Raw genomic sequence first — 14,131 nt, forward strand, 5'->3', positions numbered from 1 at the left:
CGCCTCCTCGTCCTGAGGGGGCGGACGACGAAGGGCCCGTCCGGTCGGACGGGCCCTTCGCGCGGGGGATCAGTTGACGTCGTCGTCGACCCAGTCGAAGGTCTTCGTGACGGCCTTCTTCCAGAGACGCAGCGTGCGGTCACGCTCGTCGGCGTCGATGTTCGGGGTCCAGCGCTTGTCCTCCTGCCAGTTGGCACGGAGGTCGTCGAGGGTCTCCCAGAAGCCGACCGCGAGACCGGCCGCGTAGGCCGCGCCGAGGGCGGTGGTCTCGGCGACCACCGGGCGGACGACCGGGACGTCGAGGATGTCGGCCTGGAACTGCATGAGCGCGTCGTTGGCGGTCATGCCGCCGTCGACCTTGAGCTCGGTCAGGTCGACGCCCGAGTCGGCGTTGACCGCGTCGAGCACCTCACGGGTCTGGAACGCGGTCGCCTCGAGGGCGGCACGGGCGATGTGACCCTTGTTGACGTAACGGGTGAGGCCCACGAGGGCGCCTCGCGCGTCCGAGCGCCAGTAGGGCGCGAACAGACCCGAGAACGCGGGCACGAAGTAGACCCCGCCGTTGTCCTCGACGGTCTTGGCCAGCTCTTCGACCTCGGGGGCCGAGCCGATCATGCCCAGGTTGTCGCGCAGCCACTGGATCAGCGAGCCCGTGACGGCGATCGACCCCTCGAGGGCGTAGTGCGGTGCGGCGTCGCCGAGCTTGTAGCCGAGCGTCGTGAGCAGCCCGTTCTTCGAGTGGACGATCTCTTCGCCCGTGTTGAAGATCAGGAAGTTGCCGGTGCCGTACGTGTTCTTCGACTCGCCCTGGTCGAAGGCGGCCTGACCGAACGTGGCGGCCTGCTGGTCGCCGAGGATGCCGGCGATGGGCACCTCGCGCAGCAGGCTCGAGGCCTCGACCGTGCCGTAGACCTCGGACGAGCTCTTGATCTCGGGAAGCATCGACCTCGGCACGTCGAACGCCTCGAGGATGTCGTCGCGCCACTCGAGCGTCTCGAGGTCCATGAAGAGGGTGCGCGAGGCGTTCGTGACGTCGGTGACGTGGACGCCCCCGTCGGTACCACCGGTGAGGTTCCAGAGGACCCAGGTGTCGGTCGTGCCGAACAGCAGGTCGCCGGCCTCGGCCTTCTCGCGGGCGCCCTCGACGTTCTCGAGGATCCAGACGACCTTCGTGCCCGAGAAGTAGGTCGCGAGCGGCAGGCCGACGATGGGCTTGAAGCGCTCGACGCCTCCGTCGGCGGCCAGGCGGTCGACGATGGGTTGCGTGCGGGTGTCCTGCCAGACGATGGCGTTGTAGACGGCCTTGCCGGTGGTCTTGTCCCAGACCACGGCGGTCTCGCGCTGGTTGGTGATGCCGACGGCCTTGATGTTGTGGCGCGTGATGTCGGCGCGGGAGAGGGCCTGACCGATGACCTCGCGGGTGTTCTCCCAGATCTCGGCGGGGTCGTGCTCGACCCAGCCGGCGCGGGGGAAGATCTGCTCGTGCTCTTTCTGGCCGGTGGCCACGATCGAACCCGAGTGGTCGAAGATGATGGCGCGGGTGCTGGTGGTTCCCTGGTCGATGGCCAGGACGTAGTCGGTGTCGCTCACGGGTGGAACTCCTTCGTCGTTGATGGATGCGGCTCGCACGGAGGCTCGGGTCGGTCCATTCGAGCGGACGGGCCCGAGCCTCTGCTGGGAGCGGGTGGATCGATCGGCGTCGGGCGGCCCGGGGGAGCCGGCCTCGACCGATCAGTGGGTCGCCGGGTCAGGCGGCGAGGGGGAGGAGCGGGAAGGACAGCAGCGCCGCGAGGGCGCCACCGACGAGAGGGCCGACGACCGGCACCCAGGCGTAGGACCAGTCGCTGCCGCCCTTGCCCTTGATGGGCAGGAACGCGTGGGCGATGCGGGGTCCGAGGTCACGGGCGGGGTTGATGGCGTAGCCGGTGGGGCCACCGAGCGAGGCGCCGATGCCGACCACGAGCAGCGCGACGGCGAGGCCGCCGAGCGGACCGAGGTTGGCAGCGTTCGGGGAGGCGCCGTTGGTGATGGCGATGATCGTGAAGACCAGCACGAAGGTGCCGATGATCTCGGTCACGAGGTTCCAGCCGTAATTGCGGATCGCAGGGCCGGTCGAGAACACGCCCAGCTTCGTGGCGGGGTCGGGCTCGTCGTCGAAGTGCTGCTTGTAGGCCAGCCAGACGACGACCGCACCGATGATGGCACCGACCATCTGCGCCGCGACGTAGACCAGGAACGCGGCGAACGTGATGTTGCCGAGGATCAGCTGCGCGATGCTGACGGCCGGGTTCAGGTGCGCCCCGGACGAGTACGAGGCCAGGATTCCGACGAAGACCGCGAGGCCCCAGCCGAAGTTGACCATGAGCGTGCCGCCGTTGAAGCCCTTCGTCTTCGTCAGGGCGACGTTGGCGACGACTCCGCCACCGAGGGTGAGCAGCAATGCGGTGCCCACCGTTTCTGAAAGAAAAATCAATCCCAGGTTCACGTCGACCTTCCTTGTCGTACGGCGGGGCGACAGTGCACCCGCGGTGAGCGTGTGTCAACACCTTAGTGCTGTGATCACATGCGACGAGAAGGAAAGATCAGGTGTTTGCACATATGTGCATCAGGGGGTCCTGGGAGTAGGTTGAGCGGCAGCCTGGTGCACCCGAGCACCGTCTCTCGCGCCGAGAAAGGGACTTCGATGAAGAAGCTCATCAACGATCCGTCCGACGTCGTCGACGAGGCCGTCGCCGGCTTCGGCGCGGCGCACGCCGACCTCGTGGTCGTCTCACACGATCCGACGTTCGTCCGCCGTTCGGCCGCTCCCGTGCCGGGGAAAGTCGCACTCGTCAGCGGCGGCGGCAGCGGTCACGAGCCCCTGCACGCGGGGTTCGTCGGCTTCGGCATGCTGTCGGCCGCGGTGCCGGGCCCCGTCTTCACGTCGCCCACGCCCGATCCGATCGTCGCCGCGACGCAGGCCGTGGACGCCGGCGCAGGCGTCCTGTACATCGTCAAGAACTACACGGGCGACGTGCTCAACTTCGAGACGGCGGCCGACCTCGCCGAGGCCGAGGGCATCACGATCCGGACGGTGCTCGTGGACGACGACGTGGCGGTCAAGGACTCGCTGTACACCGCCGGACGCCGAGGCGTCGCCGGAACGGTCGTGGTCGAGAAGACCGCAGGGGCCGCCGCCGAGCGGGGCGACTCGCTCGACGCCGTCGCCGAGGTGGCCCGACGCACGAACGCGGCGACCCGGTCGATGGGCGTCGCGCTCTCCGCGGGCACGGTCCCGCATGCCGGTGAGCCGAGCTTCACGCTGGCCGACGACGAGGTCGAGATCGGCATCGGCATCCATGGTGAACCGGGCCGTGAGCGCATCCCCCTCGAGCCGGTCGACGCCATCGTCGATCGCCTGCTCGACGCCGTCACCGACGATCTGGGGCTCGCATCCGGCGACCGGGTGCTGCTCTTCGTGAACGGCATGGGAGGCACGCCTCTCGTCGAGCTGTACATCGCCTACCGCCGGGCTGCCGAGGCGCTCGAGGCACGAGGCGTCGAGGTGTACCGCAGCCTGGTCGGCTCGTACGTCACGTCGCTCGAGATGCAGGGCATGTCGATCACGCTGACCCGTCTGGACGACGAGCTGACCGAGCTCTGGGACGCCCCGGTCGAGACCGTGGCGTTGCGCCGAGGCCGATAGACGTCTGCCCGGACCTCGGGCACGGACCCCGGACCCCGGAGCCCCGACCGCGGGCGCGCAGCACCGCATCACCGCACCACGAGAGGAACGACCACCGCATGACACTCGACGCCACCTGGACCCGGGCCTGGATCGACCGGACGGCCGACGTCGTCGCTGCCGAACACACGGCACTCAGCGAGCTCGACCGGCAGATCGGCGACGGCGACCACGGTGAGAACCTGTCGCGGGGCTTCACCGCCGTCCGGGCCAAGCTCGCCGACCTCCCCGCCGATGCGACGCCCGGGGCCGCGCTCAAGCTCGTGGCCACGACCCTCATCTCGACGGTGGGCGGCGCGTCGGGCCCCCTGCTCGGCACCGCGTACCTCAAAGGGTCGGCCGCTCTGGGCGACGCAACCGAGCTGGACGCGGAGGCGCTGGTCGCGTTCCTCACGGCGGCCCGTGACGGCGTCGTGCTGAGAGGCAAGGCGGAGGTCGGCGACAAGACCATGATCGACGCGTGGACCCCGGCCGTCGACGCGGCTGCCGCGGCCGCTGCGGACGGAGCGTCGCCCGCAGCCGTCCTCCGCGCCGCAGCCGACGCCGCGGCGACCGGTGCCGAGTCGACCGAACCCCTCGTCGCCCGCAAGGGTCGAGCCAGCTACCTCGGCGACCGTGCCGTGGGTCACCGCGACCCCGGCGCGCAGTCGTCGTCCCTCATCATCGCCGCGGCGGCCGACGCCGCCGACCGCTCGAGCAAGGAGTCCTGAGAATGCCCACCATCGGAATCGTCGTCGTCTCGCACAGTGCCAAGATCGCCGAGGGCGTGGTCGACCTGGCCCGCCAGATGGCCCCCACGACCACCCTCGTGGCTGCCGGAGGGACCGACGACGGGTCCATCGGCACCAGCTTCGACAAGATCTCCGCCGCCCTCGCCGAGGCATCGCAAGGCGGCGGAGCGGTGGTGCTCTGCGACCTCGGCTCAGCCATCCTCACGAGCGAGACGGCCGTCGACTTCCTCGACGACGCCGACAAGCAGCGCGTGGTCATCGCCGACGCCCCTCTGGTCGAGGGCACGGTGGCCGCAGCCGTCTCCGCCGAGACCGGGGGAGACCTCGAGGCCGTCGCGGCGGCGGCCCGGACGGCCACCGGCGTCGCCGACGCCCATGCCGACGAGCGCGACCTCCGCGGTGGCGACGCCGTCGAGCGATCGGCCGTGCTCGTCAACGCGTCGGGGCTGCACGCCCGCCCGGCCGCCGACCTCGTCACGCACGCGTCGCGGTTCCAGGCCGACGTCACGGTGAACGGCGTCGACGCCAAGAGCCTGTTGCGCATCATGGGGTTGAACGTGGGCGTCGGTTCGACGGTGGCCGTGATGGCGACCGGCCCGGACGCCGCGGCCGCCGTGGACGACCTCATCACGCTGATCGAGGGCGGCTTCGGCGAGAAGGCGAGCTGATCGGTCGCCGGAACCGCGCCTCCTGACCTCGGGGTCGTCGGCTGACCCTCGGGGTCGTGGGCACGCCGGGGTCAGCGCCGTCGCGACCACTTCGTCAGCAGCATGTCGCCCGACAGCAGGACGTGGTCGAGGGCGAGGCCGCGCAGCGCCATGGCCTCACGGGCCGCGACGATGCGCGGCCCGGCTCCGCCCTCGAGGTTCGGCGAGACGGTGAGGCACAGTTCGTCGACGACGTCGGCGGCGACCAGGTCGCCGAGCAATGCAGGGCCGCCCTCGGTGTGGATCTGCGCCAGTCCCCGCTCGACCAGGGCCCGGACGAGGAGGCGCGGGTCGACCCGGTCGCGACCGCACGAAACGACGTCGGCGACCTCGTCGAGGCGGGCCCGAGCCGTGCGAGGTGCCTCGTCGTGGGTGAGCACCAGTGGCCGGACGGGCGCATCGGCGAACACGTCGCTCGTCGGGTCGAGCCCGAGCCGCCCGGAGACGACGGCGAAGACGGGATGATCGGGCAGGCCGGCCTCGCGCCGCCAGGCGACGGCCTCGTCGCCGAGCCGCATCGGGCCGTAGCCCTCGTCGCGGACCGTGCCCGCACCGACCACGACGACGTCGGAGAGCTGACGCAACAGGTCGAAGACGAGCAGGTCGGCGGGGCCGCCCAGGTCGCGGGTCCGCCCGGCGGCCGTCGCCGAGCCGTCGACGCTCGCGACGAAGTTCGCTCGCACGCGAGGTGTCGTCCGGTCGTGGGGCCGGTGGAGCTCGACGAGATCGTCCATGGTCAGCGTGCCACCGCCCACCGGGGGAGCGGGATGCAACTGCGAGATGGCGGCCGCGGTCACGAGACGTCCTCGGCGACGTTGTGGCGCTCGACGACGGGGTCGCGCCAGCCGAGGATCGCCTCGACCATGCGGACGGCGTCGACGCTGGACCGGACGTCGTGCATCCGGACGATGCGCGCGCCCTGCAGCACGCTCATCGTGGCCGCCGCGAGCGAGCCGGCCAGGCGGTCGGGTTTGTCGCGACCGAGGGACTCGCCGACGAAGTCCTTGTTGGAGACCGCGGCGAGCGTCGGGTGGCCCAGGGCGGCCACCTCGGACAGGCGCCGGGTCAGCTCGAGCGAGTGCCGGGTCGTCTTGTTCAGGTCGTGCCCCGGGTCGACGACGAGTCGGTCGTCGGGCACCCCGTGGCCGCGGGCCACGTCGACCCGCCGCGCGAGGAACTCGACGACCTCGGCGACGACGTCGTCGTAGTGCGGCCGGGGATGCGGGCGTCGGGGTGCGGCCAGGCTGTGGGTGACGACCAGCGTGGCGCCGCTGTCGGCGACCACGTCGGCCAACCGCGGGTCGTGGAGCCCCGTCGTGTCGTTGACGACGTGGGCTCCGGCGGCGATGACGCGTTCGGCGACCTCGGGGCGGAAGGTGTCGACCGAGATCACGACGTCCGACCGACTCGCGAGCGCCTCCACCACGGGCAGGACTCGGTCGAGTTCGTCGGAGGCGGACAGTTCGGGCCCGGGCGCGAAGGGGACGCCCCCGATGTCGACCCAGTCGGCGCCCGCCGCGGCCGCGTCCACGGCGGCCTGCACGGCGCGGTCGAGGGCGAAGGTCGCACCCCGGTCAAAGAACGAGTCGGGCGTGCGGTTCACGATCGCCATCACGGCGACCTGGCGGGAGAAGTCGAAGGTCCGCGACCCGATGCGCCGTCGGGGGACGAGCAGAGGGGGGAGGGCGAGCCCGGGGGAGTCGCCCTCGCGGTGCTGCGCCGCGGCCTCAGACACGAGGCGCGCCGATCAGGGCGACCGCCTCGGCCCGCGCCGACGGCTCGGACAGGACGCCCCGACTCGCGAGCGTCACCGTCGTGCTGCCGGTCTGACGGGGGCCCCGGGTCGTGACGCACCCGTGCGAGGCGTCGAGCACCACGAGGACGCCGTCCGGGCGGGCGCCCGCCTGCACGGCTTCGGCGATCTCCTCGCCGAGGCGCTCCTGGAGCTGCGGGCGCGAGGCCACGGCGTCGACCACCCGGGGGAGCGCGCCCAACCCGACGATCGTCTCGCCCGGCACGTAGGCCACGTGCGCGACGCCGACGAAGGGCAGCAGGTGGTGCTCGCACACCGACCGGAACGAGATGTCTCGCACGATCACGACCTCGCCCAGTTGGTGGGCCTCGGCCGGGACCGTGGCCTGGCGGACGAGATCGGACGCGTCGACGGACAGACCGGAGAAGAACTCGGCGTAGGCGTCGGCAACGCGTCGAGGGGTGGACTCGAGCCCCGGACGGTCGACGTCCTCACCGATCGCGGCGAGCAGTTCGAGCACGGCGGCCTCGATGCGGGGCCGGTCGATGGGCGGGGGAGTCATCGGACCATCTTCTCAGGCGACGGGATCGACCGCGGAGTCGTTCCCGTCCGCGCCTGGTGTCGTCGATTCGCGGGGGAGCGCCTCGTGGTGCCGTCGTCCGTGGCTGCGCCGCGCCTCCTTCATCTCGGCCTCGAAGAGATGCCTCTTGCCGCCCGCGAGAGAATCACGTATGTTCTGCTCGTGGTCGCGGAACGCGGCGTAGTACCCGTCGTCGTAGTCCTCGACGATCTGGTAGGTCCAGCGGCCCTCGACGACGTTTCGACCGACGAGATCCTGATCGAGCAGGTCCGCGACCTCGACGTGGCCGGCTCGACGGAGCGACTCGACGGCGTCGCCGAGCGCCAGGTCGGCCTTGCCGGTCAGTCGGTGGAACCCGTACAGGAATCCTCGGGCCTGTTCAACGATCTCGAGCGCGGCCGAGAGTTCGCCGAGCGCCGCGACGGTGTCGTCGTCGAGTCCGTCGGGTCGGCGGTGCGCGTCGTCGGGCGGTGTATGGGTCGCATCGGTCGTCATGCGACCAGGCAACTCCGAGGAGGCGCGGCGTGCGTCAGCGGGGAGTGCTTCCGTCGCACGATTTCACATTACTTGACATAATGTGCATTATCAGTCACCAACCGTGACAACCGGAAGGGGTGCACGGGCGTCCTCTGACCCTCAGGCGCCGGACGATCCCTCCAGCACCTCGCGCAGCAGCTCGGCCAGGTCGCCGGGCTCGACCGGCTCGTCGATGGTCGTCAGCTCGTCGAGGCTGAACCAGCGCGACTCGAGGATGTCGGTGCGCTCCTCGTCGGTCCAGTCGTCGTCGACGACCTCGAAGTGCGGCAGGCGGACGACGAAGAACTCCGCGTGACCGTGCGTGTGGTCGGCGTCGTCCCAGGCCACCTCGAAGTCGTCCACGCGCACGACGTCGCCGACCTCGGTGATCACCTGGCCGGTCTCTTCGTGCAGCTCGCGGACGGCCGCCTCGACGTGGGTCTCGCCCGGGTCGACCCCGCCACCCGGGGTGATCCAGCGTGCTGACCGACTGGTGTCGGGCGCCACCGTCTTCATGAGCAGCACGCGGTCGTCCCCGTCGAGGACGAGGAGGCGCGAGGTCGGTCGGACGATGCGCTCGGTCACGAGGGGCCCCGTCTCAGACGATCGGCGCGAAGTCGCTGGTGTCGCCCACCAGCCGGGTGTGGTCGGCCGGGACGGGCTCGACGGCGGCCGACGCGACCTCGGCGGCGAACTCGGCGACGTTGTACAGCTTGCCCGCGCTCTCTTTCCGCGACGAGATGGCGCCGGGGTTCGACCGCTCGAGAAGGGTCGCCGTGATGGTGCCCTCGATCATGTCGCCCGAGACGACGACGAACTCGACGCCCGCGGTCTCGAGCTGCGGCAGCATCTCGCGCAGGGCGTCCTCGCCGGCGCGCTTGCTGAGGGCGACGGGAAGGTACTCGGGCATGGTCTCGGTCGTGCGGATGAAGTGAGCCTGGTGGCTCGTGACGAAGACGACGCGCGAGCCCGGGGCGAGGAGTGGCAGGGCCGCGGTCAGCAACGCGACCTGGGCGTCGCGGTTCAGCTTGAGCGCGTAGTCCTCGGCCATGCCCGTCTCCATGCCGCCCGAGGCGTTCATGACGAGGACGTCGAGGCCGCCCCAGGCGTCGCGCACGGTCTCGAACATCGTCGCCAGGCTGGCCTCGTCGGTCAGGTCGGCCCCGATGGCGATCGCCTCGCCCCCGGCCTCCTCGATCTTCGCGACGAGCTGCAGGGCGCGCTTCTCCTTGTTGCGGTAGTTGACGACGACCTTGGCGCCGGCCTCGGCGAAGTAGCGCACGGTGTCGGCGCCGATCCCCCGGGACGACCCGGTGACCAGGACTCGGGCTCCGGCGAGGGACTCTGCGGCGAGGGGGTTGGACAAGGCGTGCTCCAGACTGTGCGGGGGGTCGATCGGTCCGCGGACCGGACTCGACCCTACCAATCCCCCTCGTCACCGTCGGTGGTGGGTGGTAGTTTCCATAACAGGGGAACGAGAGAAGGTCGACATGGACGTCCTGAACGATTACGCATGGGTCGCGTGGATCGCGCTCATCCTCGTGTTCGTCATCGTCGAGGTGACGACGCTCGAGTTCACCTTCCTCATGCTGGCCATCGGCAGCGTCGGCGGTCTGCTCGCCGGACTCTTCGGCGCCCCGTGGTGGCTGCAGGCGATCATCGCGGGCGTCCTCGCCGTCCTCTTGCTGTTCACCGTGCGGCCGCCGCTGCTGCGGGCGCTCCGCCGCGGGGGCGATCCGACCCCCAGCAACGTCGAGGCGCTGCTCGGGCTGCGCGGCACGGTCGTCGTGCCCATCGGCTCCGACCCGGGCCAGGTGAAGCTGTCGAACGGCGAGACCTGGACGGCACGGGTGCTGTCCTCCCCCGCGACGTCGGTCGGCGCCGACCTCGCACTCGACACCGGGTCCCCGGTCGTCGTGACCGCCATCGAGGGGTCGACGGCTTTCGTCGCCCCCGCAGAGAGGTCCTGAAGCCATGGACACCATCAGTGCCGGCACCGTCGTCACCATCGTGGTCGTCGCGATCGTCGTCGTGCTCGTCCTCGTCATCCTGTTCCGCTCGGTCCGCATCATCCCGCAGGCGAGTGCCGGCGTGGTCGAACGACTGGGGCGTTACCACAAGACCCTCTCCCCCGGCCTCAACCTGCTCGTGCCGTTCATCGACCGGGTGCGGCCCCTCATCGACATGCGCGAGCAGGTCGTCTCGTTCCCCCCGCAGCCCGTCATCACCGAGGACAACCTGGTCGTCTCGATCGACACGGTCGTGTACTTCCAGGTGACCGACGCGCGCGCGGCCACCTACGAGATCGCCAACTACCTCGGGGCCGTCGAACAGCTCACGACCACCACGCTGCGCAACGTGGTCGGTGGGCTCAACCTCGAGCAGGCCCTCACCAGCCGGGACAACATCAACGGCCAACTGCGCATCGTGCTCGACGAGGCGACCGGCAAGTGGGGCATCCGGGTCGGACGCGTCGAACTGAAGGCCATTGACCCGCCCCTGTCGATCCAGGACTCCATGGAGCAGCAGATGCGTGCCGAGCGCAGTCGTCGTGCGGCCATCCTCACCGCCGAGGGCACGAAGCAGTCGCAGATCCTCGAGGCCGAGGGGTCGCGACAGTCGTCGATCCTCAAGGCCGAGGGTGACGCGAAGGCACAGGTGCTGAGGGCCCAGGGTGAGGCCGAGGCCATCGCGACGGTCTTCAACGCCATCCACGCCGGCGACCCCGACCCGAAGCTGCTCGCGTACCAGTACCTCCAGACCCTGCCGAAGATCGCGGACGGCTCGGCCAACACCATGTGGATCATCCCCAGCGAGCTGACCGAGGCCCTCAAGGGCATCGGGCAGGGCTTCTTCGCGCCTCGCGACCCGAACGCACCCGGGTGGACCCCGGCCGAGGGTCCCAAGGTCTCCGAGATGGACGTCACGCCCGACCTGGCCTCGACCGTCGACCTCGAGGCCGAACCCGACCTCGGCTTCCCGACGGTGACCACGCCCGGTGGGACGGGCACCGCCACGGGGTCCGGAGGCGCGGGTGCCGCGGGTCCCGCCGGCCCGGCTCCCGAGACGGGTGCCCCGGGCTCCGGTCCGACCGCTCCCCCGGCGACCTCGTAGTGCCGTCCGCTCCCCCGGTCTCGGCCGGCTGGTTCGCGCCGGCCGGCCCCCGGGTGCTGGCGCACCGGGGCCTCGCCGTCGAGGCTCCCGAGAACACCATGCTGGCGTTCGCCCTGGCCGTGTCGGCCGGGGCGACCTACGTCGAGACCGACGTGCACGCCACGCGCGACGGCATCGCGGTCATCAGCCACGATCCCGACCTGAAGCGGGTCGCGGGACGCGAGCAGCGCCTCCTCGACCTCGACCTCGCGGACGTCAAGGCGATCCGTCTCGACGGTGAGCACGAGATCCCGACCCTCGACGAGGCGCTCGACGCCTTCCCCGAGACCCGGTTCAACGTCGACCTCAAGTCCGACGAGGCCGTCGCGCCGGCCGTCCGCGCGATCGCCCGGGTCCGGGCGACGGACCGCGTCCTGGTGACCTCCTTCGACCACCGCAGGCGTCTGCGGGCGGTCCGGGCCCTGCCGGGAGTCGCGACGTCGGCCTCGTCCCGGGGCATCGTCGCGGCGATGGCCGCGGGCCTCGTCCCCCTCCCCGGGCTCAGGCGGACGCTGGTGCGGCGCGCCCTCGTCGGGTGCCGGGCGGTCCAGGTCCCCGAGCGCAAGGGTCCGGTCCGCATCGTCACGGCCGCACGCGTCGCCGAATGGGCGGATCTGGGCGTCGAGACGCATGTCTGGACCGTCAACGAGCCCGTCGACATGGTTCGGCTGCTCACCCTGGGCGTCCACGGGATCGTCACCGACCGTGCCGACCTGGCCCTCGACGAGGTACGTCGGCGCGCTCCGTGACCGCCGTCCCGGTCTGCCGGGGCACTGTGAAGGGACTGTGAAATCGCACGGCTCGGAACGGCGGAGGTCCAGAACGGGTTACAACGGGTGATTGCAACGCGAGAGGAGACCACACAATGGCAGATCGCAGTTTGCGCGGAATGAGGCTCGGCAGCCAGAGCCTGCAGAGCGAAGAGGGCGTGGAGTTCTCGCCCCGCAAGAAGGCCGTCTACCAGACGACCGACGGTCAGACGTTCGACATGGTGTTCGCTGCGGACGCCGAGATCCCGGACATCTGGCAGTCCCCCAAGAGTGGCCAGGAGGGTCGTCTGCTGTCGGCCGACGGCAAGCCCGTCGAGATCGACGCCGGTGACGTGAAGGTCCCCCGTAGTCACTGGGACATGTTGCTCGAGCGCCGCAGCCGTGACGAGCTCGAGGAGCTCCTCCAAGAACGACTCGACTTCCTGCGGGCCCGCAAGGGTCAGCACAAGATCGGCGCCTGACGGCCCAGCCTGAACCACGAAGACGAGAAGGCCCGACCACCTCACGGTGGTCGGGCCTTCTCTCGCGCCGGGCGTCGCGAGACGTCAGTCGACGACGCGCCACCGCGGCAGGATCGGATCGGGTGCCTCGTCGAGCCGGCGTCGACGAGCCGATCGGCGGGTACCGATGAACGAACGCGACAGCAACAGCATCGCGAGACCGAAGAACGACACGAGCAGCTCGATCGCACGACTCGCCGCGACGGCGGGCGTCGTCCCGGTGCCGAGGTCGACCACCGCCACCATGGTGCCGGGCTCGTAGTCGGGGATGCTCGCGGTCGTCCTGCCCGAAGCGTCGATGGCCCGCGTCGAGGCGACGGTCGAGACGTTGACGAGGGGTCGGGCCGTCTCGATGGCTCGCAGGCGGGCGATCGCGAGCTGCTGCTCGTTCTCGTCCGTCTGGCCGGGACGGGTGCCGAAGTCGGCGTTGTTCGTCTGGCCGATGATGACCTGGGCGCCCTCGTCCATCATGTTCGTGATGAGCTGGTCGTCGACGATGTCGAAGCAGATCGAGATGCCGGCCCGGAAGTCGCCCAGGTCGAAGACCTCGTCACGCGTGCCCGGGGTGTAGTCCCGGCCGATCAGGTCGATGAGATCGGGGGCGAAGGGTCGCCAGAAGTCACGGTCGGGGACGTACTCGCCGAACGGGACCGGGTGCTTCTTGTCGTACTGGTCTCGCACGCCTCCGTCGGACCAGAGGAGGGACGAGTTGTAGACGGTCTCGCCGTCGTCGCTCTCGGTGATGACACCCGAGACGAGGGGTGCGTCGTAGCCTCGGGAGATCGCGTCGAAGACGTACCGGCCGGTGGCGTCGCGTGTGGGATCGCGGTCGCTGCCGCCCTCGGGCCAGACGATCATGTCGAGGGAGCGCTGGTCTTCCGGCAACTGCGCGAGCTGGGCCTGCAGGTCGCTCATCGCGAGCACCTGGGCGTTGGTCAGGTCGCCGTACTGCCGGTCGGCGAAGTAGCCGGCGTCACCGTCACCCTGGACGGCGGCGATGGTGGCCGTGCCGGAGGAGTGCGTCGGCCAGGCGGGCACCGCGAGGGCGGCGACGACGACCGTGGCACCCGCCAGCACACGGGTCGAACCCCGGACGGTCGTCTGGAGGGCGAGCTGGATCAGTGCGGCGACGATCGCCACCATGAGGAACGACAGGCCAGAGATGCCCAGCCAGGCGACGAGGCCGGCGAACGGGCTCTCGGATTGACTCAGCGCCACCCGGCCCCAGGCGAACCCGCCGTAGGGCCAGGTTCCGGCGACGAACTCCCGGAGCGTCCAGAGCCCCCCGACGACCACCGGCAGGAGGACCGTACGACCCAGGGTGCCGGGCCAGACGCGCGGGACCCAGCGGTACGCCAGGGTGATGAGCATCGCCCCCGCGGCGAAGAAGAGTGCCTCGAGCGTCGACAGGGCGGCCCAGGGCACGACGCCGAGGAAGAGCGTCGCCCACGAGATGTGGATCAGGTAGAACGACAGGCCCGCCACGAGGCCGACCAGGAAGGAACCGCCGAGCGACCGGCCTCGGAGTGCCAACAGCACGAATCCGATGCCGACGAACGTCAGTGGCCAGACGTCACCGTCGGGGAAGCCGCCGTCGAGGACGGCACCGGCGCCGAGCGCGACGATCAGGGCCAGCCAGAGGGGCAGTCGGACGTCGGTCGCTCGGGAAGACACCCCGCGATTCTAGGTGGCGGCGT

The 14,131-nt window shown here is 70.6% G+C and carries 16 protein-coding genes; 7 read left to right on the forward strand and 9 right to left on the reverse strand.

Annotated elements, in window-relative coordinates:
• Nucleotides 1-69 precede the first annotated feature (69 nt).
• Both glpK and BIV04_RS00290 read right to left on the reverse strand, forming a co-directional pair.
• A complete protein-coding gene (glpK, locus tag BIV04_RS00285) occupies nt 70-1,590 on the reverse strand; it encodes a glycerol kinase GlpK (protein ID WP_043594942.1) in 1,521 nt (506 codons plus the stop codon).
• A 157-nt stretch (nt 1,591-1,747) separates the two neighbouring features.
• Nucleotides 1,748-2,485, reverse strand: coding sequence for an MIP/aquaporin family protein (locus BIV04_RS00290; RefSeq protein WP_082383341.1), 738 nt, complete (start codon nt 2,483-2,485; stop codon nt 1,748-1,750).
• Between the two features lie 198 nt (nt 2,486-2,683).
• Here BIV04_RS00290 and dhaK point away from each other — a divergent pair, with 198 nt between their 5' ends.
• The 3 genes from dhaK (at nt 2,684) to dhaM (ending at nt 5,123) form a co-directional block, all read left to right on the forward strand.
• Nucleotides 2,684-3,685, forward strand: a complete 1,002-nt coding sequence (gene dhaK, locus BIV04_RS00295) for a dihydroxyacetone kinase subunit DhaK (RefSeq protein WP_071253253.1) — start codon at nt 2,684-2,686, stop codon at nt 3,683-3,685.
• A 98-nt stretch (nt 3,686-3,783) separates the two neighbouring features.
• Nucleotides 3,784-4,434, forward strand: a complete 651-nt coding sequence (gene dhaL, locus BIV04_RS00300; RefSeq protein ID WP_071253255.1) for a dihydroxyacetone kinase subunit DhaL — start codon at nt 3,784-3,786, stop codon at nt 4,432-4,434.
• A 2-nt stretch (nt 4,435-4,436) separates the two neighbouring features.
• On the forward strand, nt 4,437-5,123 hold the full coding sequence (gene dhaM, locus BIV04_RS00305) for a dihydroxyacetone kinase phosphoryl donor subunit DhaM (RefSeq protein WP_071253257.1): 687 nt from the start codon (nt 4,437-4,439) through the stop codon (nt 5,121-5,123).
• Nucleotides 5,124-5,194: 71 nt separating this feature from the next.
• Here the strand turns inward: dhaM and BIV04_RS00310 are convergent, their stop codons facing one another.
• The 6 genes from BIV04_RS00310 to BIV04_RS00335 all read right to left on the reverse strand — a co-directional run bounded on the left by BIV04_RS00310 (nt 5,195) and on the right by BIV04_RS00335 (nt 9,377).
• On the reverse strand, nt 5,195-5,959 hold the full coding sequence (locus tag BIV04_RS00310) for a pyrimidine reductase family protein (protein ID WP_071253259.1): 765 nt from the start codon (nt 5,957-5,959) through the stop codon (nt 5,195-5,197).
• Nucleotides 5,956-6,897, reverse strand: coding sequence for a dihydropteroate synthase (folP, locus tag BIV04_RS00315; protein ID WP_255364090.1), 942 nt, complete (start codon nt 6,895-6,897; stop codon nt 5,956-5,958). Before folP ends, BIV04_RS00310 begins: the two co-directional genes overlap by 4 nt.
• Complete coding sequence (gene folE, locus BIV04_RS00320; RefSeq protein ID WP_071253261.1) at nt 6,890-7,477, reverse strand: GTP cyclohydrolase I FolE; 588 nt, start codon at nt 7,475-7,477, stop codon at nt 6,890-6,892. The genes folP and folE overlap by 8 nt, the downstream gene beginning before the upstream one ends.
• Before the next feature lie 12 nt (nt 7,478-7,489).
• Nucleotides 7,490-7,990 (reverse strand): hypothetical protein, encoded by a 501-nt coding sequence (locus tag BIV04_RS00325; RefSeq protein WP_071253263.1) that lies wholly within the window; start codon nt 7,988-7,990, stop codon nt 7,490-7,492.
• Nucleotides 7,991-8,131: 141 nt separating this feature from the next.
• The gene (locus BIV04_RS00330) at nt 8,132-8,596 is read right to left on the reverse strand and encodes an NUDIX hydrolase (protein ID WP_255364091.1); all 465 of its coding nucleotides are present in this window, start codon (nt 8,594-8,596) and stop codon (nt 8,132-8,134) included.
• Nucleotides 8,597-8,609: 13 nt separating this feature from the next.
• Entirely contained in the window at nt 8,610-9,377 is a 768-nt protein-coding gene (locus tag BIV04_RS00335; protein ID WP_071253266.1) for an SDR family oxidoreductase, read from the reverse strand.
• A 124-nt stretch (nt 9,378-9,501) separates the two neighbouring features.
• On the opposite strand from BIV04_RS00335, the gene BIV04_RS00340 reads away from it, so the two are divergent.
• The 4 genes from BIV04_RS00340 to BIV04_RS00355 all read left to right on the forward strand — a co-directional run bounded on the left by BIV04_RS00340 (nt 9,502) and on the right by BIV04_RS00355 (nt 12,395).
• A complete protein-coding gene (locus tag BIV04_RS00340; RefSeq protein ID WP_071253268.1) occupies nt 9,502-9,981 on the forward strand; it encodes an NfeD family protein in 480 nt (159 codons plus the stop codon).
• A gap of 4 nt (nt 9,982-9,985) precedes the next feature.
• A complete protein-coding gene (locus tag BIV04_RS00345; RefSeq protein ID WP_083396024.1) occupies nt 9,986-11,125 on the forward strand; it encodes an SPFH domain-containing protein in 1,140 nt (379 codons plus the stop codon).
• A complete protein-coding gene (locus BIV04_RS00350; RefSeq protein WP_071253270.1) occupies nt 11,125-11,913 on the forward strand; it encodes a glycerophosphodiester phosphodiesterase family protein in 789 nt (262 codons plus the stop codon). Before BIV04_RS00345 ends, BIV04_RS00350 begins: the two co-directional genes overlap by 1 nt.
• A gap of 116 nt (nt 11,914-12,029) precedes the next feature.
• Nucleotides 12,030-12,395, forward strand: coding sequence for an RNA polymerase-binding protein RbpA (locus BIV04_RS00355; protein WP_043594952.1), 366 nt, complete (start codon nt 12,030-12,032; stop codon nt 12,393-12,395).
• Between the two features lie 84 nt (nt 12,396-12,479).
• Here the strand turns inward: BIV04_RS00355 and lnt are convergent, their stop codons facing one another.
• Nucleotides 12,480-14,108 (reverse strand): apolipoprotein N-acyltransferase, encoded by a 1,629-nt coding sequence (gene lnt, locus BIV04_RS00360; RefSeq protein WP_083396025.1) that lies wholly within the window; start codon nt 14,106-14,108, stop codon nt 12,480-12,482.
• Nucleotides 14,109-14,131 lie beyond the last annotated feature (23 nt).

This window comes from Frigoribacterium sp. MCBA15_019, from assembly GCF_001864945.1.
GTDB lineage: Bacteria > Actinomycetota > Actinomycetes > Actinomycetales > Microbacteriaceae > Frigoribacterium.

Excerpts from the sequence above, each read along its gene's own strand:
- dhaK (WP_071253253.1), top strand. The coding sequence starts at position 2,684 with ATGAAGAAGCTCATCAACGATCCGTCCGACGTCGTCGACGAGGCCGTC.
- dhaL (WP_071253255.1), top strand. The coding sequence starts at position 3,784 with ATGACACTCGACGCCACCTGGACCCGGGCCTGGATCGACCGGACGGCC.
- dhaM (WP_071253257.1), top strand. The coding sequence starts at position 4,437 with ATGCCCACCATCGGAATCGTCGTCGTCTCGCACAGTGCCAAGATCGCC.
- folE (WP_071253261.1), bottom strand. The coding sequence starts at position 7,477 with ATGACTCCCCCGCCCATCGACCGGCCCCGCATCGAGGCCGCCGTGCTC.
- BIV04_RS00325 (WP_071253263.1), bottom strand. The coding sequence starts at position 7,990 with ATGACGACCGATGCGACCCATACACCGCCCGACGACGCGCACCGCCGA.
- BIV04_RS00340 (WP_071253268.1), top strand. The coding sequence starts at position 9,502 with ATGGACGTCCTGAACGATTACGCATGGGTCGCGTGGATCGCGCTCATC.
- BIV04_RS00345 (WP_083396024.1), top strand. The coding sequence starts at position 9,986 with ATGGACACCATCAGTGCCGGCACCGTCGTCACCATCGTGGTCGTCGCG.
- BIV04_RS00355 (WP_043594952.1), top strand. The coding sequence starts at position 12,030 with ATGGCAGATCGCAGTTTGCGCGGAATGAGGCTCGGCAGCCAGAGCCTG.